The organism is Paenibacillus sp. FSL L8-0502, from assembly GCF_038593055.1.
Lineage (GTDB): Bacteria > Bacillota > Bacilli > Paenibacillales > Paenibacillaceae > Paenibacillus > Paenibacillus polymyxa_D.
Window position 1 is genome coordinate 1,697,876 of sequence record NZ_CP151958.1, and the last position, 19,016, is coordinate 1,716,891.

The 19,016-nt window shown below is 45.3% G+C and carries 17 protein-coding genes; 13 read left to right on the plus strand and 4 right to left on the minus strand.

The window, feature by feature from the left end:
* Nucleotides 1-111: 111 nt before the first annotated feature.
* From metA to mqnC, 4 genes are all read left to right on the plus strand, one after another.
* Nucleotides 112-1,029 (plus strand): homoserine O-succinyltransferase, encoded by a 918-nt coding sequence (metA, locus tag NSQ57_RS07565; RefSeq protein ID WP_039269776.1) that lies wholly within the window; start codon nt 112-114, stop codon nt 1,027-1,029.
* Between the two features lie 125 nt (nt 1,030-1,154).
* Nucleotides 1,155-2,339: a PLP-dependent transferase gene (locus NSQ57_RS07570; protein ID WP_069012830.1), complete on the plus strand. Its 1,185-nt coding sequence runs from the start codon at nt 1,155-1,157 to the stop codon at nt 2,337-2,339.
* Nucleotides 2,336-3,514: an aminotransferase class I/II-fold pyridoxal phosphate-dependent enzyme gene (locus NSQ57_RS07575; protein ID WP_069012829.1), complete on the plus strand. Its 1,179-nt coding sequence runs from the start codon at nt 2,336-2,338 to the stop codon at nt 3,512-3,514. Before NSQ57_RS07570 ends, NSQ57_RS07575 begins: the two co-directional genes overlap by 4 nt.
* Before the next feature lie 432 nt (nt 3,515-3,946).
* On the plus strand, nt 3,947-5,080 hold the full coding sequence (gene mqnC / locus NSQ57_RS07580) for a cyclic dehypoxanthinyl futalosine synthase (RefSeq protein WP_029516502.1): 1,134 nt from the start codon (nt 3,947-3,949) through the stop codon (nt 5,078-5,080).
* Nucleotides 5,081-5,176: 96 nt separating this feature from the next.
* Here the strand turns inward: mqnC and NSQ57_RS07585 are convergent, their stop codons facing one another.
* The 4 genes from NSQ57_RS07585 to NSQ57_RS07600 form a co-directional block, all read right to left on the minus strand.
* Nucleotides 5,177-6,040: a YitT family protein gene (locus NSQ57_RS07585; protein ID WP_029516503.1), complete on the minus strand. Its 864-nt coding sequence runs from the start codon at nt 6,038-6,040 to the stop codon at nt 5,177-5,179.
* 83 nt (nt 6,041-6,123) lie between these two features.
* Nucleotides 6,124-7,350 (minus strand): cation:proton antiporter, encoded by a 1,227-nt coding sequence (locus NSQ57_RS07590; protein ID WP_023987794.1) that lies wholly within the window; start codon nt 7,348-7,350, stop codon nt 6,124-6,126.
* Nucleotides 7,351-7,354: 4 nt separating this feature from the next.
* Complete coding sequence (locus NSQ57_RS07595; protein WP_341071833.1) at nt 7,355-7,849, minus strand: cation:proton antiporter regulatory subunit; 495 nt, start codon at nt 7,847-7,849, stop codon at nt 7,355-7,357.
* Nucleotides 7,850-8,057: 208 nt separating this feature from the next.
* On the minus strand, nt 8,058-8,453 hold the full coding sequence (locus NSQ57_RS07600; RefSeq protein WP_029516505.1) for a hypothetical protein: 396 nt from the start codon (nt 8,451-8,453) through the stop codon (nt 8,058-8,060).
* A 240-nt stretch (nt 8,454-8,693) separates the two neighbouring features.
* Here NSQ57_RS07600 and NSQ57_RS07605 point away from each other — a divergent pair, with 240 nt between their 5' ends.
* The 9 genes from NSQ57_RS07605 to glnA all read left to right on the plus strand — a co-directional run bounded on the left by NSQ57_RS07605 (nt 8,694) and on the right by glnA (nt 18,770).
* Entirely contained in the window at nt 8,694-9,575 is an 882-nt protein-coding gene (locus tag NSQ57_RS07605) for a putative sporulation protein YtxC (RefSeq protein ID WP_029516506.1), read from the plus strand.
* A gap of 61 nt (nt 9,576-9,636) precedes the next feature.
* A complete protein-coding gene (locus NSQ57_RS07610; RefSeq protein ID WP_013309429.1) occupies nt 9,637-10,212 on the plus strand; it encodes a 3D domain-containing protein in 576 nt (191 codons plus the stop codon).
* 84 nt (nt 10,213-10,296) lie between these two features.
* Complete coding sequence (locus NSQ57_RS07615) at nt 10,297-10,605, plus strand: hypothetical protein (RefSeq protein ID WP_029516507.1); 309 nt, start codon at nt 10,297-10,299, stop codon at nt 10,603-10,605.
* Nucleotides 10,606-10,800: 195 nt separating this feature from the next.
* Nucleotides 10,801-12,387 carry a trypsin-like peptidase domain-containing protein gene (locus tag NSQ57_RS07620; RefSeq protein WP_342425860.1) on the plus strand — a complete coding sequence of 529 codons (1,587 nt, stop codon included), beginning with the start codon at nt 10,801-10,803 and terminating at the stop codon, nt 12,385-12,387.
* Nucleotides 12,388-12,536: 149 nt separating this feature from the next.
* The gene (locus tag NSQ57_RS07625) at nt 12,537-13,226 is read left to right on the plus strand and encodes a response regulator transcription factor (protein ID WP_029516509.1); all 690 of its coding nucleotides are present in this window, start codon (nt 12,537-12,539) and stop codon (nt 13,224-13,226) included.
* A 1-nt stretch (nt 13,227) separates the two neighbouring features.
* Nucleotides 13,228-14,706, plus strand: coding sequence for a HAMP domain-containing sensor histidine kinase (locus NSQ57_RS07630; RefSeq protein ID WP_029516510.1), 1,479 nt, complete (start codon nt 13,228-13,230; stop codon nt 14,704-14,706).
* Between the two features lie 111 nt (nt 14,707-14,817).
* Nucleotides 14,818-15,774 (plus strand): 4-hydroxy-3-methylbut-2-enyl diphosphate reductase, encoded by a 957-nt coding sequence (locus tag NSQ57_RS07635; protein ID WP_340884836.1) that lies wholly within the window; start codon nt 14,818-14,820, stop codon nt 15,772-15,774.
* Between the two features lie 262 nt (nt 15,775-16,036).
* Entirely contained in the window at nt 16,037-17,074 is a 1,038-nt protein-coding gene (aroF, locus tag NSQ57_RS07640) for a 3-deoxy-7-phosphoheptulonate synthase (protein ID WP_023987802.1), read from the plus strand.
* A 271-nt stretch (nt 17,075-17,345) separates the two neighbouring features.
* Nucleotides 17,346-18,770: a type I glutamate--ammonia ligase gene (glnA, locus tag NSQ57_RS07645; RefSeq protein WP_029516512.1), complete on the plus strand. Its 1,425-nt coding sequence runs from the start codon at nt 17,346-17,348 to the stop codon at nt 18,768-18,770.
* Nucleotides 18,771-19,016: the final 246 nt, after the last annotated feature.

Below are 19,016 nucleotides of genomic sequence, written 5' to 3' on the forward strand. Positions count from 1 at the left end.
TATGGATACAAATATGACCTTTCTCTAACCAGAGAAAGGTCTTTTTATTATATGCCCGGCATCTCAACAAGACGATTTTCGCAAAACTTACCTAACAAGGAGTGAGTTTACATGCCGATTAAAATCCCAGACACATTACCTGCTAAGGAAGTGCTGGAGGGCGAAAATATTTTCGTAATGGATGAAAGCTTGGCTTATCATCAGGATATTCGTCCGTTGCGTATCGCCATTTTGAATTTAATGCCTACAAAGGAAACGACGGAAACCCAACTGTTGCGCCTGGTCGGCAATACGCCGTTGCAAGTGGATGTCACGCTGGTGCACATGAAGTCTCATGTATCCAAAAATACATCGCAAGAATATTTGAACATGTTCTATAAAACGTTCGACGAGATCAAGAACAGTCGTTTTGACGGCATGGTCATTACAGGAGCCCCGGTTGAACAGCTTGAGTTTGAGGATGTGAACTACTGGGAGGAAATCCGGCAAATCTTTGAATGGACGAAAACGAATGTAACTTCGACCATGCATATCTGTTGGGCCTCACAGGCAGGCTTATACCATCATTTCGATGTCCCTAAATATGGGCTCGACTACAAATGCTTCGGTGTATTTCCACACACCGTGATAAAACCTAAAGTAAAATTGTTACGCGGCTTTGATGAACTGTTTTATGCCCCTCACTCCAGACATACGGAGGTTCGTCGGGAAGATATTGATCATATCGCCGAATTAGAAGTTTTATCCGAATCCGAGGAAGCTGGGGTGTACCTCGTAGCCACGCTTGACGGTAAACAAATTTTTGTAACTGGGCATTCTGAATATGACCCGCTTTCACTGAAATGGGAATACGACCGCGATGTAGCCAAAGGAATGGATATTGAAGTCCCAAAAAATTATTTTCCTAATGATGATCCTGAGCGCACCCCCCCCTCAATTTGGCGGGCGCACGCCAATTTATTATTCTCGAATTGGCTGAACTATTATGTATACCAAGAAACACCTTATGATATCGGGCCCCAGATTTAAAAAAGGAGCATGTAGTTTACCTTTGTAGAGTATCACCTTGCAGTAGCGCAGCAGTATAGTCTTTGACATCCATTTTTGCAGGATTGGTTATAGCACCCACTATGGAAGTTAACAGGAGGATTCATATGAGTGAGAAACAGTGGAAAATCGAAAGTAGATTGGCACAAATCGGTTCAGTAGAAGAGCCAGTAACCGGGGCTGTTAATTACCCGATTTACCAATCTACGGCGTTCCGCCATCCCCGTCTGGGTCAAAGCACAGGATTTGATTACATTCGGACGATCAATCCCACGCGAAAGGTACTGGAAGAGGCTTCTGCTGCACTTGAATCGGGTGATGCAGGCTTTGCATGCAGCTCAGGTATGGCGGCGCTGCAAACGGTATTTGCATTGTTTGGACAGGGAGATCATCTCATAGTATCGCTGGATCTGTATGGCGGGACGTATCGTTTGCTGGAGCGTATTTTGTCTAAATTTGGTGTGACAGCCAGTTATGTGGATACGAACGATCTTGAAGCGCTCGAACAGTCATGTCGACCGAATACCAAAGCTGTATTCATAGAAACGCCTACAAATCCGTTAATGATGATTACTGATATTCGAGCGGTGGCTAAATGGGCATCACAACATCAGTTGCTTACCATTGTAGATAATACGCTGCTAACGCCATATTTCCAGCGGCCATTGGAACTGGGCGCGGATATTGTGGTACATAGCGCAACCAAATATTTGGGCGGACACAACGATGTGCTGGCAGGGTTGATCGTAACCAAAGGCAAAGAGCTATCAGCTGAAATTGCATTCCTGCACAATTCCATAGGGGCAGTGCTTTCCCCAAGCGATTGCTACCAGTTAATGAAGGGCATGAAGACGTTAGCGCTGCGTATGGACCGACACGAGCATAATGCAACAGTGCTGTCTAACTATTTACTGACGCATCCGGCTGTGGCGGAAGTATTTTATCCAGCTCTAGAAGGCCATCCAGGTCGTGAGATTCAAAATAAACAATCCAGCGGAAATACGGGTATCTTTTCCTTTAAAGTAAAGGATGCTCGTTATGTGGAACCTTTGCTTCGTCACATTAAGCTCATTGCGTTTGCGGAAAGTCTCGGCGGTGTGGAATCGTTAATGACCTATCCCGCTGTGCAGACACATGCGGACATACCAGCAGAAATTCGGGATGCAGTCGGGGTAGATGACAGGCTGTTGCGTTTCTCCGTAGGCATTGAGCATACAGACGACCTAATTGAAGATTTACGTTCGGCGTTGGAAGCGGCACGTCAAGAAGTAGAAGGAGGAGAGCTGCAATGATAGAGGATGCGAGGAGGATCGGGCAGGATCTGAACAAAGAGCGGAAGTTCGCTACCAAGCTGCTGCATTTTGGCTCTGAAATTGACAGCGTTACGGGGGCATCGAGCGTCCCGATCTATCAAGCTTCTACCTTCCACCATCACGATATTTTTAATCCTCCACAGCATGACTATAGCCGTTCAGGTAATCCGACACGACAAGCTTTGGAGGATTATATCGCTTTATTAGAAGGCGGGGCGTGCGGTTTTGCCTTTGCATCAGGTATGGCGGCCATCTCTACTACATTTATGCTCTTGTCTGCTGGAGATCATGTCATTGTTTCCGAGGACGTATATGGAGGAACATATCGACTGCTGACCTCCATTTTGAAACGGATGAATATCGAAACGACCTTCGTCGACATGACGGACCTCAACCTTGTGAAAGATGCGTTGCAGGAGAATACAAGGGCTGTATATATGGAAACTCCGTCCAATCCGACACTCAAAATTACCGATGTGGCAGGAATAACTTCTTGGGCACAGGACAACGGGCTTTTAACGTTATTGGATAATACTTTTATGACACCTTATTATCAACGTCCGATTGAGCAGGGAGTTGATATTGTATTGCACAGTGCGACCAAGTTTCTGGGCGGACACAGCGATGTGCTGGCAGGACTTGCGGTAGCACGTACCGAATCGTTGGGAAGACAAATCAAGCAGCTCCAAAATGGACTGGGTACCGTGTTGGCTCCGCAGGAGTCATGGTTGCTCATGCGCGGTATGAAGACACTGGAGGCTCGTATGGCTCACAGCGAAAAGAGCGCAGCGAAGCTCGCTAACTGGCTGAACGAGCGCAACGACATTGAGGCGGTATACTACCCGGGTCTGGAGAATCATCCAGGGCGTGAAGTTCATGAGCGCCAATCCAGCGGTTATGGTGCAGTGATATCTTTTGATGTGGGTTCTGGTGAGCGTGCAAAAGAAGTCCTCAGTCGCGTACGTATTCCAATTGTAGCGGTGAGTCTGGGAGCTGTGGAAAGCATCTTGTCGTATCCGGCGATGATGTCACATGCGGCTATGCCCCATAGTGTACGATTGGAGCGCGGGATTACGAACGGACTACTCCGTTTCTCCGTAGGTTTGGAGGATATTGACGACCTGATCAGTGATCTGGATGAGGCGCTGCGCTAGAGCGTTAGCACATCCGCAGCATCTTTGTCGTTTTCACGCTGAGAGCAAATATGTACAGTACTAAACAGCAAGTTTCCAGTATTTCAGGAGGCTTGCTGTTTTCTATAAAATAACATGAACGACAGTGTGAAAAAAGACACTTTTCAGTTCTGTTTTCTTATTTTTTGGCTATATGCAACGTTGAGATAAGCTTGGCAGTTGCCTGTTTTCCTAGGTGAAAAGCAGAAAGAAGCGGGAATAAGTATGGTTCCTTACCTAAAGATATGTTAGTATTATCATTAGGTTTTACTATGCTAAATAGCACAGACAACATACAAGGCTAGTCATGAACATACATTACGGCAGGGTTCGAACGCAGGTTTGTGAAAGCATTCTCGTTCATAAGTCCTGTCGTTCATTTCGTCGCCCTGTGACAGCGAAGGAGGATACACCATGAGTGTAATCGACCATATTTTAGATAAAGCCCTACGCGGCGAACGCCTGAATTTAGAGGATACCGTTGCTTTGTTCGAATCAGACGAGGTAGAAAAAATCGGTCATGCGGCGAATAAAGTCATGAATCGCATGCATCCCGATCCCGTTAAAACCTTCGTTATCGGACGAAATATTAACTATACAAACGTGTGTGACGTATACTGTCGCTTCTGCGCTTTTTATCGTAGACCAGGTTCTGATGAAGGTTATGTTTTGCCGGATGAGGTGATCTTTCAGAAGATCAAGGAAACGCAGGAAGTAGGTGGCACCGAAATTCTAATGCAAGGCGGTGTGAACCCGAATCTGCCGTTCAGTTATTATACCGATTTGCTGAAAGGTATCAAGGAGCGTTTTCCCGATATTACGATGCACTCCTTCTCGCCAGCTGAAATTCACAAAATGAAGGAGAAATCTGGTCTTTCTATGGAAGAAACAATCCGCGCCATTCATGAAGCTGGATTGGATTCGCTTCCGGGCGGAGGTGGAGAAATTTTGGATGACCGCACACGCCGCAAAATTAGCCGTCTCAAAGGCTCTTGGCGTGATTGGATGGATGTCATGCAAACGGCTCATAAGGTTGGGATGAACACGACTGCTACGATGGTTATTGGCTTTGGCGAGTTGATGGAGGAGCGTGCGCTGCATTTGTTGCGTGTTCGTGATGCTCAGGACGAATGCATTGAAAACAAATATAATTCTGAAGGATTTTTGGCCTTTATTCCTTGGACCTTCCAGCCAGACAATACCAACCTGAAGAAGGAACGTCAGACGCCGGAGGAATATCTGAAGACCGTTGCGATCAGTCGTCTTGTATTGGATAACATCAAGCATATTCAATCCTCATGGGTAACTATGGGACCTGAAATCGGTAAAAAATCGTTGTACTACGGTTGCGATGATTTTGGTAGCACCATGATTGAGGAAAACGTAGTTTCCGCTGCAGGCGCAACGTATAAGGTTAACATTGAATCCATTTTACAGTTGATCCGCGAGACGGGTCACATTCCGGCACAGCGTAATACCCGTTATGATATTATTCGTACTTTTGACAGTGCCAGCAGTATTGAACATGATTTTATCATGCAGAATTAATATCCGTTAATATAGTGTTCATTACAAAACGCCTATCTGTACTAATCGTTATACATAGATTAGTGCAGATAAGCGTTTTTTTGATGTGTTACTTTGCTATGCTTTCCATCGTTTCATATACATGATCTCAGCTTGCGGGTCTGCCATTTGGATGACTGCCTTAAAGCGCTGCAAATCCAACAGATGAACGCTGTAAACGATGACCATTTGTTCTTTTTTATCCTCAGATTCGCTTTTGATCTTGCCCTCTATCTGGGCAGAGCCTTCAACAGGCGTGCTGTGTATACGCAACCTGCGATATATAGCATCCTCGACGGTTGGCTGCTTCTTGCTGACAACACAAACCATACGCGTCAGACCGGTAAACATCAGCCGGGTCGTTTCGTAGGCGGCGAGGCAGGATAAGGCTGAATATAGAGCTGGCTCCCAGCCTAGCACAAAGCCAGCTGTAATGAGCAGCAGACCGTTACATAGCATAACAATCTGTATTAACGGAATCTTGCGGTGTGTTAGCAACAATGTGGATGGACGGCCATCGCCTGGTTCGTTAAGTCCTAGTGAATCAAGCAGACCACCGTGACGAGCTGCCAGCCCTGCGCCAAGACCGATACAGATTCCGCCGCCCAAAGCACATACGACCGGATGGCCGCTCACTGCCGGAAAAGGCGAAAGAATGATGGCTGAGCCTGAAAAGGCGAACAAGCCGGGTAGTGCACGGAGCAGCATGGGTTTGTGAGTGGATAATGAATACAGCAGCATGAGTGGCAAGTTCAAAACGAATAGCAATAACCCAAAATGCTCTTGTGTATAAAGCGACATGAGTCTGGAGATCCCCGTGACGCCTCCAGCGATCATATCATGCGGATGCAAAAACAATTCCAGACCGACGGATGCCGTAATTCCGCCAATCACCGTATAAAAGACAGGGAACCTGCTCGCATCTTCTGAAGCGGGCTTCACAAGCCGCCTCATAGAGTTTCGGCATGTTTAATAGCGTGCGGCATAGCCTTCCCTCCTATGGATTGTCGTATCCAGCTTTACAGTTACGCCGAGTTACTTTCTTCTTTTCGTAGGCGGGGGTCCTTGAACTTGAATATTTTGTTTAACATATTAAAAATAGGTTTTGACTGCTTTGTGAGAAGTGGTCCAAGAATGGCCAGTATGAGTACATAGATGGCTGCAAAAGGTTGAACAATATCAAGTAAACCACCTTCTTTACCCAAGTTGGCCATGATAATCGAAAATTCACCCCGTGCCACAATGGTCAGGCCGATATTTGCTGACGCTTTGGGAGATAAGGAGGCCGTACGCCCAGCCAACATTCCTGCCCAAATGTTCCCAAATAACGTGAGAACGACTGCTGCCAGCGCAAGCCATATCGCGTTTCCTCCTAGGGACAGTGGATCAATGGATAGCCCAAAGCTGAAAAAGAACAGAGCGCCAAAGAAATCGCGGAAAGGAACAATTAAATGCTCGATCCGTTTGGCATGTTCCGTTTCGGCCAGTACGAGACCGACTAACAGGGCGCCGATAGCTTCCGCCACATGAATCGTTTCCGAAAAACCAGCCACCAGAAACAGGGAGCCGAAAACAACAAGTCCGAATACCTCATTGGAGCGAATACGAAGAATCCGATTTAACAGAGGGACGGCCTTACGGCCGATAATAATGACTGCAAGCATAAAGCCAAGCGCGATTAACGCTGATAGCAGCACACCCCCGAGCGAGGATGAATCGCTAAGAACCAATCCGGAGAGGATGGAGATGTATACGGCGAGGAAAACATCCTCGAACATAATAATGCCCAAAATCATTTCAGTTTCAGCATTGGCAGTCCGCTTGAGATCTACCAGCACCTTCGCAGCAATAGCACTGGATGATATGGTTGTAATTCCGGCGATAACCAGCGTTTCTGCTACAGGAAAGCCGCTCAGGAAGCCAAGAGCCAGCCCCAGTGTGAAATTGATGCCAATATAAATGGTGCCACCCACGGCAATGGAGCGGCCTGATTTAATTAACCGACCTACTGAAAACTCCAGACCCAAGTAAAAGAGAAGAAACAGCACTCCGATTCTTCCCATAAAATCAATAAAAGGGGCGCTTTCGATAAAGCGAAAATCAAAATGCCATAGCTCCATCGCATGCGGTCCAACTGCCATTCCGATCAGGATATAAAAAGGGATGACCGAGAAGCGCAGTTTGGAGGAAATAAGTCCGGCTGCAGCGATGAGAGCAATTGCCAATCCAACCTCAAATACCAGATGATCCATCCAATCACCCGCTTCCGTTCATAAGGATTTGTTTAAAGCGTTTTTGCTGATCGCGTTCCCCAACAACAACTACAGTGGCATCATCGTTAATAATCACTTCAGGACCAGGATTTATATATTTCATTCCCTTTTTCTCCACAATGGCAATAACAGTGGCTCCCGAATTTTGTCTAATATCCAGCTCACCGATGGATTTGCCAACACTTGCATAGTGAGATTCCACTCTATACCATTCGATAATAAAATCGTCAAACGTCATTTCTACACTTTCAAGCTGTTTCGGCTTATATGTCATACCCCCGATGATGGAGGCTACCAATCGTGCTTCCTGATCATTCAGGGTTGTTATAGAAATACTTTGTTCCAAATCCTCGTAATCAAAGTGATACAACTCACGCCTGCCATCATCATGAATAATAATGACAATTCGGTCGCCACTCTCTGCATCTATTCGATACTTAATCCCGATTCCTGGCAAAATAGACTCTCGAATATCCATTTGTAAAGCCTCCTGTACGATACGTTATTTAAATGAATGGTATGGGAAATAAATCACATGCTTTGGGAGTGACATGGAAACTTTCTTTTTGTATTAAATTTTATAAATTAACATAGAAAACCTGATAAATATACTTAACGTATTACACTTATTGGGAACGGTTAACAAATAGACATGCAAATGTGGTGATGTGCATGCTTAAGGGAGGTTAAGCCACATAACTAGAGGTAAATTTGATGGGGAACAAGTACAATTGCTTCTTTAGTTTGCAAATGACAGGAATAAAAGGCAGACGTAGTTTAGGGATGCTCAATAGCAGCACAAACGCCATCAAAATGACAAAGGGAAGTGATTTGGCCGCAGCGATCACCAGATGAAGTAAAGGGGAGGATTTGCGTATAGCTGGTTTGGGATGGTGCTCCAGACCGTGAGAATCGGTTTCTAACGAGGAAACATCAGCATGAGACAGGAGAGAAGATCCCGCAGTAAACTGAAGGGATTGAGTAGTGTCTTCCGCATGAAACGTCACAGGAAGGGACAAAATCTGAACGAGGCTCAATATGACGATCATGAATGTACGCAGCATGTTCAGCATCGTTGACATCTTATCTCCTCCCTCTTGTGAAAAATTCATATTAATTTAACCTTAACATACCCCACCCTAAATATTCAAACGTCTTTCGTTTTTTTCCTATACCACAGTAATTGTTTATAACACGCCAACCGGCTTTTTGAAACCTGATCATCCTCTTTTGACTATGTCTTTCTGTTTCCAGTCGTTCACTTCGTATAACCCTTCAGAGGCCGCCATATACTGAAAGCAGTGATCGAAAGGAGTGAGCCAATGGAACTGTTTACAGTGTGGACCAATACAGACGGAGATCAGGAACCCGACCGGTTTTACGAAGTGGTCAAAAGTAGAACAAAGGGACTACATATGTCACGGCGCGGATTTCGATTCACTTTCAGACAGCTGGACAACAAAGTGGCATGGACCTGCAAGGGCACAGAAAGCAATTCGGCGTTTGAAAGCTTTCTCCCCTGTGTATACAGCATCATGTCTTCGGCAATAGCGGATTATATTATCGAAGTTAAGGAGTGGGGGCTGCTTAATCTCATTCTCACCAAAGCCTGTTCGCTGCTGGAGAAAGAGGATACAGAGCAAATTCGCAGTATGATTCGTTCACTGTTAAACGATGATGGCCCGAGAGGTCGTTTGAAGCGTCATGGTAAGCTGACCACTCTCCTGGAGAAGGATTTCAAGGAGCTTCGTGTGATCAATTTGGAAGGACTGATTCAATTTAGGCTCCATGCGTATAAAAAAGAGCTTGAAGAAATCGTCGACTATGCCATGGAAGAATTCTGGGCAGATCGGCAATACGAAGAATTTATGGGGTTGCTTAAATATTTTGTTTTTTTTCAGGAAAGCAAAGTTCCGCTCGTACACGTACTTCACCAAGGCGGACATAATTTTACGATTCTGGATAGTGCCATGGTGCCGATACCGACTCCCGATGCAGATGACATCATTGTCGAGATGCCAGGCATTGAACTGGAAATGGAGGTCGAGGATCGAATCGTGAGCACCCTTATTTCGATTTCTCCTGCTTCCATTATATTGCATACAGACGATGAGCACACCCCCATAGTGCGGACACTCCTGCATATTTTTGAAGATAAAGTGAAGCTGAGCAGATTTTATCCAGGTCAGGATGTTCAAAAATAATAATCTGTTCGTATAAACCAATGGATTTCTGGAAAGCCTTTGCCTCAAGGGGAGGTTTTTTATGAGATCCATGTTGGTATGGAAACGGATTTTGGGAACCGTGTTAATCGCAACCTGTCTGGTATTGCCCGGCAATGAAGTTTACGGTCACAAAGAACCGGTCCAGCATAAGAAATGGCAGTCCACACCTGTTTTAGCTCCACGTGAAGAGCAGGTTATTACGACCATGACGGTCACAGCAACAGGATATACAGCAGGCTATGAATCGACTGGCAAACGGCCAAGTCATCCCGGTTACGGTATTACGTATTCCGGTGTAAAAGTGCGTCGTGACAAGAACACGCTGTCTACGATTGCGGCTGATCCCAAAACGTTTCCTTTGGGAAGCATATTGTACATTCCTGGTTATGGATACGGGATTGTAGCAGATACAGGTTCTGCGATTAAGGGCAATAAAATTGATTTGTATTTTAAAACAACCCGGCAGGTGTATTCTGAATGGGGCAAGAAAGATGTGGATGTTCAAATTATAAAAAAAGGTAACGGAAAATGTACGGAAAAGATGGTGAAATCGCTCCAAAAGGCGATAGAAACGCATAAAACCATTCCGACCGCGACACTGGATGCTTCCATATAATCCTTGAATATTGTTTTTTCCAACATCACATACTATGTTGCGGGATGAGTTTATCCCACAAAACATACTGGGAGGTTGAGAATTATGCCAAATCAAGGCGGAAGTTCTTTCACGAACAAAGGCTTCAATGCAAGCACAGGAAATCAGTTCAAAGCGGAATTTGCACAAGACAATACGGTAGGTGTTGTTTCACAAAAGGTAAAGCAGTCTGAACAAAATAAAATTCAAGACAACTTCCAGACACCAAATGAGAAGTATGATGAAGAATTTGCAACAGATCAAGGCGGTACAGGTGCAGTAGCACAAAAAGTTCAAAACTCTAGTCGCAACAAAATTCAAAACAATGCTCAAACACCGAACGAAAAGTTCGACGAAAACTTTAACACGAAATAAAAAAGCATATACAATCGATAATGCTCCGGATTATATCCGGGGCATTTCGTTTTGAGTAAAGTGGTTAGGTACAAATAGGTCTAAGGTTTTATCTCCTTTTTAATTGTTTTTAAGGTGGAATTAAGGTTTAAAGTGCAAAATAAAGTCAGTTAAACAACACCACCTTGAAGCATAGGGTTTGGGAGGAGATATACAATGGACGAATTTAAAAATAATAACTCCGGACGCCGGAACGACAACGATCAGGTTGATACCGATAACGTAACTCGGCAAAACGATTTGAACGGTTCCTCATATTATTATTCTTACGGCCCTTTTTCTTCAGTTCAATCGGACGGACAACGTAAGGAAGGGCAGTCGGTGGAAAAAGATGTTGAGATCACGCCACCGCAGGCAGTAAGACCCCTTCCTCCCTCATACCATCGTGCTATGCCTGAGCAACAGGATGGTTCGGGTCGGAATGGCGGCAACTGGCAATTCAAACCGAATAAGCCCAAGTCGCAGGTGAAAACAATTTTCTTATCTTTTTTGGCCGGGATGCTGGTCATTACGGTATTGATGTATACAGCTGACCGAACAAATATGTTCACACCCGAGACGGCGTTGACTTCGGCGGCAGCTGAAAGCGGAGAAACGACTAATTCGGGAACAACCAGTTCGACTCCAAGCGCAGTTCCGGCTGTGATGCCTTCAGGTACCGCTGATGTTCAATCTGTTGTGGCTAAGGCTGGACCGGCAGTCGTCAAAATCGAAACGCTTGCCAAACAAACCAGTGGCAGCAGCGGCAGACAAAGCAGCCCTTATTACAATGACCCGCTGTATCAATACTTTTTCGGTAATCAGTATGGTGACAGTGGCAGTAGCAGTAACAGTAATGAAAATGAAGGTAGCAACAGCGGACAGCTGACTCCGCTTGGTATTGGTTCCGGTTTTATTTTTGATAAATCGGGTTACGTCCTAACCAATAACCATGTTGTTGAAGGGGCGAGTGTGGTTCAGGTTACAGTAGAGGGAACTAATAAGCCTTACGAAGCCAAAGTCTTGGGCAAAAATGCTGATCTTGATTTGGCGGTACTTAAAATTGAAGGCAAAAATAACTTTCCGACAGTAACTTTGGGTGACTCCGATAACGCTAAAGTCGGCGAGTGGATGGTCGCAATTGGCAACCCTGAAGGCTTTGAGCATTCGGTAACAGCCGGGGTGCTAAGTGCGAAAGAACGTACGATCACCATTAATAGTGAATCAACTGGAAAACCGACGCAATACAAGCATCTCATTCAGACGGATGCGTCCATTAACCCTGGTAACTCTGGCGGACCGCTGTTAAATCTGCAAGGGCAAGTTATCGGTATGAACGTAGCTGTTAGTGCAGACGCACAGGGAATCGGGTTTGCGATTCCGTCCAATACGATTTTGGAAGTCGTCGATAAGCTGAAAAATAACCAGCCTATCCCTAAAGAACCTGTGCCTTTCATTGGTGCAAGTCTGTTAAATTTGAGTCCTGAAGTAGCCAAAGAACTGGGAACAACCCTGACCGAAGGCTCGGTTGTGCGGGATATTATATACAAATCACCAGCTTATCAGGCTGATCTGCGTCCTTACGATGTGATTATCGGAGCCAATGGCACGCCTTATAGCACATCACAAGAGCTGATCCAGTTCATTCAAAAACAAAAAGTGGGTACAGCACTGACGCTTAACATTGAACGAGCTGGGCAGAAAAAAGATGTTCAACTGAAAATTGGCAACAAAAATGACTTTAGCTCGACGCTCCAGCAATAAGATGATAACTTTACAAAAATGAACATGTGCACGCAAGAAACGGAAGGAAGATCCCTTCCGTTTCTTGCTGTATGAAGTAGCGAGATGCTACGCGCGTGTACTCCTGCTACAATAGAGGGAAAAGAAGAGATAAAGGAGTTCGATCGTGTATGCGTTCTACTATTTTGATCATTGATGACGATGAAAAAATTGTTTCCATGCTGCGCAGAGGGCTGGCATTTGAAGGCTATGAAGTGCTGACAGCCGCCAATGGAGCAGAGGGATTAAATAAAATGCTGACAGCTGAGCCTGATGTAGTCGTGCTGGATGTAATGATGCCGCAAGTCGATGGTTTTGAGGTATGCCGTCGCATGCGGGAGGGGGGGAGCACGGTACCTGTCCTAATGCTTACAGCCAAGGATGAGGTTGAGAATCGGGTTAAAGGCTTGGATCTAGGGGCCGATGATTATCTCGTCAAGCCGTTTGCTCTGGAGGAGTTGCTGGCACGAGTGCGAGCGCTTTTGCGGCGTAAAACCGAACAACAGGGCAATAACGGAAATAGACTTACCTTCGAGGATTTACAACTGGATAACGAATCCCGTGAAGTGGTTCGTGGCGGCAAACGCTTGGAACTGACGGCCAAAGAATTTGAACTGCTCCATTTGTTCATGCAAAACCCGAAGCGTGTTCTGTCGCGTGATCTGATTATGGACAAAATTTGGGGCTATGACTATAGCGGAGAATCGAATGTGCTCGAAGTATATATTGCCATGCTACGACAAAAAACGGAGCAGGATGGCGGTAAACGTCTCATTCGTACAATTCGGGGAGCTGGCTACATTTTAAGAGGTGATGTGTAATATGTCTATTCGGTGGCGGCTGACAGCTTGGTATTCGAGCATCTTGGCTATAGTGCTTGTCATTTTTGGTCTGGCTATTTACGGACTGGTTTATTATTACACATACAATGAAGTAAAAAGTCAGCTTACGACTCAGGCGCCACGGATTAACAAGCAGCTACTGCTTACAATTAAAGGGGGGTTATTTGAAGTCCCCAATCTGGATTTGGGTTTAGTGCAAGAACGTGGAATTGATGATTCACAGCTATATGTACAAATTTACAATTATACATCAGGTGTTACCAAAACCACCCAAAACATGAAAGACCTCAATATCACCTTCCCTGTTCCATCTACAGCGACAGGAGCAGTTCAAAATGAGGGAATCCGGCGTGTGAACGTAAATGGGGATACCTTTATGATTTACCAACAGCCCATTAAGTCCGAGGAGTTGGGCTTGGTAGTCGGGTTGCTACAGGTAGGACAATTCACGGGCTCTCAGGATCGACTCATGAACAGGTTGCAAAATGTGCTTGTATATGGTTCGTTGTTTGCATTACTTGCTGCTGCGACTTCAGGTCTCTTTCTGGCTCGCAAGTCTATGAAGCCGCTGGTCAAGGTAATTGAGGGGGCAAATCAGATTCAATCCAGTAATGATTTGAGTGTTCGGATTGAATATGACGGACCACCAGATGAAATTGGACAATTAATCGGGACAGTTAACAACATGCTGGGGCGTACAGAGGTGTTTTACAAGGAGTTGGAAGATGCGTACGGTGCACAGCGCCGTTTTGTGGCTGATGCTTCCCATGAGCTTCGTACGCCGCTAACGACGATCCGTGGCAACGTTGATTTTTTGCTCAAAATGTGGACTACCGAACCAGGAGAGCGACCGAATATGGATGAAGAGATGATTCGTGAGCTTTCTATGGAGGCATTAAATGACATGGCAGATGAAGGCAAACGGATGAGTCGTTTGGTGAGTGATATGTTGTCACTTGCGAGAGCAGACACAGGGAAAACGTTCGATAAGACTCCCGTTGCGCTGGAACCCCTTGTAAGTGAGGTTGCCCGTCGTGCTCAGTTTTTAGAGCGAACGGCCGAATGGAATGTGGGAGATTTTTCGTTGCTGAATGGTATTTATATGGATGGGAGCAAGGATTATTTACAGCAAATGCTATTCATTTTCATTGATAATGCATTCAAATACACACCTGAAGGTACAGTCCGATTTGATGCCATTGTTTATCAAGGACAGGTAGGGCTACGGATCAGTGATACGGGCATTGGAATGGACAAGAGTGAGGTTCCCTTTATTTTTGACCGCTTTTACCGGGCAGATGAGTCGCGCGGGGTGACAGAGGGAATTGGGTTGGGGCTGTCTATTGCCAAGTGGATTATTGATGAACATCACGGGTCTGTGGAAGTGGTTACGCGTCAAGGAGAAGGAACGACATTTGTCATCTGGCTTCCGGTCAGCTTTTCCGCGCCTTTGGAATAGGCTATAATAGGAAGGCAACTACATCATAGAATTGGCCGGTAAAGGCTTGGATGCCCACAGCTACCGAGTTATCGGAGCTGTATACTGTGTCGAAGAAAGCGGGGGCTCATTTTGGAAGTACTCAGAATTTCGCCCCGGGGTTACTGCTACGGCGTAGTCGATGCCATGGTATTGGCTCGTCAGGCAGCCAGAAATCTGGACTTACCCCGGCCTATTTATATATTGGGCATGATCGTGCATAACAGTCATGTCACGAATTCCTTTGAAGACGAAGGGATTATTACACTGGACGGCCCGAACCGTATGGAGATTTTAAGCCAGGTAGAGAGCGGCACTGTTATCTTTACTGCTCATGGCGTATCACCAGAGGTACGCAAGTTGGCACGAGACAAGGGGCTGACTACGGTAGACGCGACTTGCCCTGACGTCACAAAAACGCATGATCTGATTCGGGAGAAGTCTGCCGAAGGCTACCAGATTGTTTATATTGGCAAAAAGAATCATCCAGAGCCGGAGGGAGCTATCGGTATTGCTCCTAACCATGTTCATCTGATTGAAAAGGAAGAAGAGATCGATAGTCTTACGTTGCCAGCTGGCAAAATCCTTATCACGAATCAGACGACCATGAGCCAATGGGACATCAAGCACATTATGAAGAAGCTGCTGGAGAAGTTCCCGGGTGCTGAGATACACAATGAAATCTGTTTGGCGACGCAGGTACGTCAGGAAGCGGTAGCTGAGCAGGCTGGACAGGCGGATCTGGTGATCGTTGTCGGTGATCCGCGCAGTAACAATTCAAACCGATTAGCTCAGGTTTCGGAGGAAATTGCTGGTACAACAGCTTATCGTATTTCTGATGTAACCGAGCTGAAGAGGGAGTGGCTTGAAGGCGTAGCCAAAGTAGCTGTGACTTCTGGGGCTTCAACGCCGACACTGATTACCAAAGAGGTTATTACGTATTTGGAGCAGTATGATGCGGCTAACCCGGATACGTGGGAGATTCAGCGAACCATAGATATGAAAAAACTGCTGCCTCCTGTACGAGAGAAGTCAAAAACAACGAAATAGTATGTGATTGATTACAGCCGTTATTCGGATACAACCATCCGGATAGCGGCTTTTCAATCGTTTAAATTTATAGATATTATCCGGTAAGCTTCACTAAGTTTGAATATTGAATAATTCGGGATAATTAAACCTTGACGAGTATAGCTAAAACAGGTATAGTTGCTTTAACGAATAAAAGCTTAAAAGCGAACAAGCGTCTAAGTGTCATAATATCAATCTATTACTGGTTAATAAAATATGTTTCATAGAGAGGAAGAAAAAAATGATCGTTATCGCTGGTGTTCAAACACCTGAAGAGCATATTCAAGCTATTGTTGAAGTTATTGAGAAAGAAGGATTGCAGGCTCATGTATCAAGGGGATCGGATCGCACGATCATCGGACTGATCGGTAGCGTAGAGCCCAAGCTGGCTGAACATCTGCGTCAAATGAAAGGCGTAGAAAATGTGGTTAAAATATCGAAGTCCTATAAATTGGCCAGCCGTGATTTTCATCCGGAAAATACGGTTATCTCCATTAAAGGTGTAAATATCGGTGGGGGCGAGCTTGTCATTATGGGTGGACCATGTGCCGTTGAGTCTGCTGCACAGATAGATGAGATTGCCGGATTGGTCAAAGCAGCAGGTGCGCAAGTTCTCCGTGGAGGTGCCTTTAAGCCGCGTACAGGGCCTTACAGCTTCCAGGGAACTGGTGTAGAAGGACTGATCATGATGGCTGAGGCCGGCCAAAAGCACGACCTCCTGACCATCACAGAGGTCATGACACCTGAATACGTAGACATTTGTGCGGAATATGCCGATATCCTGCAAGTAGGTACACGTAATATGCAAAACTTTGATCTGCTGCGCAAGTTGGGAACTTGCGGCAAGCCAGTGTTGCTCAAACGCGGTTTTAGCTCGACTTATGACGAGTTTTTGAATGCTGCCGAGTACATCCTGGCAGGTGGCAATCCGAATGTTATGCTGTGTGAGCGCGGTATCCGCACATTTGAAACCTACACCAGAAATACACTCGATTTGTCCGCGATCCCTGTGTTGCAACAATTGAGCCATTTGCCAGTTATTTCTGATCCTAGCCATGGCACGGGTAGACGTGAATTGGTTGTTCCTATGACGAAGGCTTCGGTTGCTGCCGGAGCGGACGGACTAATTATTGAAATGCATACAGATCCCGACAACTCGATGACGGGTGATGGTGTGCAATCCCTGTTCCCGGATCAATTTTCAGATTTACTAAAAGATTTGGAAATATTGGCTCCTGCTGTGGGGAAAACATTTCACACGCCTAGTACCATTGCCTAAAACCAATGTTTAACATTAATGCATAAAAGTTTTGCTGCAACGCAGTAATGAGATTTAAATTGCCTAAAAGCCCGATGTTTCGGGCTTTTTGTGCTATCCAAATGTTATCAAGGGCGTAAGCATATCTAACATTAGTTTAAAAAATACCTTACATAGCTATTGACCCGTGTCATGTTTGAGATTTATAATGACGACAGAAAAAAACATTCGATCATGAACATTTCAGGGTTGTATAAGACTTAATGTTCGGAAAAATTGGGAGGAAGAAGACATGTCCGTTGAAAACGTATTGAAAACAATTCAGGAAAATAATATTGAGTGGGTAGATTTTCGTTTTGTAGATTTGTCTGGTCGTGCTCACCATATTTCATTGCCAGCTTCCGAAGTAGATGCAGAAACATTTGTTAACGGTGTTGCTTTCGACGGTTCTTCCATTCCCGGCTATCGTGGCATCGAGGAATCCGACATGGTTATGCTGCCCGATGCAGAAGCGGTTTTTATTGACCCTTTCACTCAGCATCCTACACTGAATATTCTGTGTGACATTGCTACGCCAGATGGCGAAAAATACGACCGCGATCCTCGCGGCATTGCAAAAAAAGCTGAGGAATTTCTGCAATCCGCAGGAGTCGGCACAGCAGCATTTTTTGCACCTGAGTCCGAGTTTTTCATCTTTGATGATGTACGCTACGAAAGCGGCATGAATAGCTCCTCCTTCTTCGTAGATTCCGAGGAAGCAGCTTGGAACACGAACCGTAAGGAAGAAGGCGGCAACCTGGGCTTTAAAGTGGGAGTGAAGGGCGGATATGTACCTGTAGCGCCAGTAGACACCCAACAAGATATCCGTAGTGAAATGTGCCGTTTGCTTGAAGAAGCAGGTCTGAGAATTGAGCGCCATCACCATGAGGTAGCTACGGCAGGCCAAGCGGAAATCAACTTCCGTTTTGACACACTCAAGAAAACAGCAGATAACCTGCTCGTTTATAAATACATTGTACACAACACAGCTCGTCAATATGGTAAAGTGGCAACATTCATGCCGAAACCGATTTTTGGGGATAACGGAAGCGGTATGCACGTTCACCAATCTATTTTCGATGGGGACACTCCTTTGTTCTACGAAAAAGGTGGTTATGCTAATCTGAGCGAAATGGCTCTTCATTACATTGGCGGTATTCTGTACCACGCACCTGCGTTGATCGCTTTGACCAACCCAAGCACCAACTCGTTCAAACGTCTCGTTCCTGGCTACGAAGCACCAGTTAACCTGGTATTTTCCAAAGGTAACCGTTCTGCGGCTGTACGTATTCCAGTAGCAGCTGTTACTCCTAAAGGCTGTCGGATCGAGTTCCGTACACCGGACTCCACGGCTAACCCTTACCTTGCCTTCTCAGCAATGCTGATGGCGGGTCTGGATGGCATCAAGCGCAAACTGAACCCAATCGAATTGGGATATGGTCCACTTGACAGCAACATCTACGAGCTGTCTGATGCTGAAAAAGGTAAAATCCGTAGCGTACCTGGTTCATTGGATGAGGCTCTGGACGCTCTGGAAGCTGACTACGAATTCTTGACTGAAGGCGGCGTATTTACGAAGGACTTTATTGATAACTATGTAGAGCTCAAACGTTCTGAAGCTAAATCGGTGAACATCCGTGTTCATCCACACGAATACAGCCTGTATTTTGACTGCTAATAAGTCGATAGCATAGCTGCTTTGAATAAAAAACATTAGCTTACGGGTAACACTTGTTATTCAAAATAGGTCTCCGGTCTTATGCCGGGGACCTTTTAATATTAAAGTGAAAATCACAGAATAAAGATGTTAAATATGTTAACATTCACAACTTTGTCACATCATAAATGAAATTGAAAACATTTTTATACAAGTCTTGAACGCATTTATGAATACTGCTATCATAGCGATAATATCCACACCAGA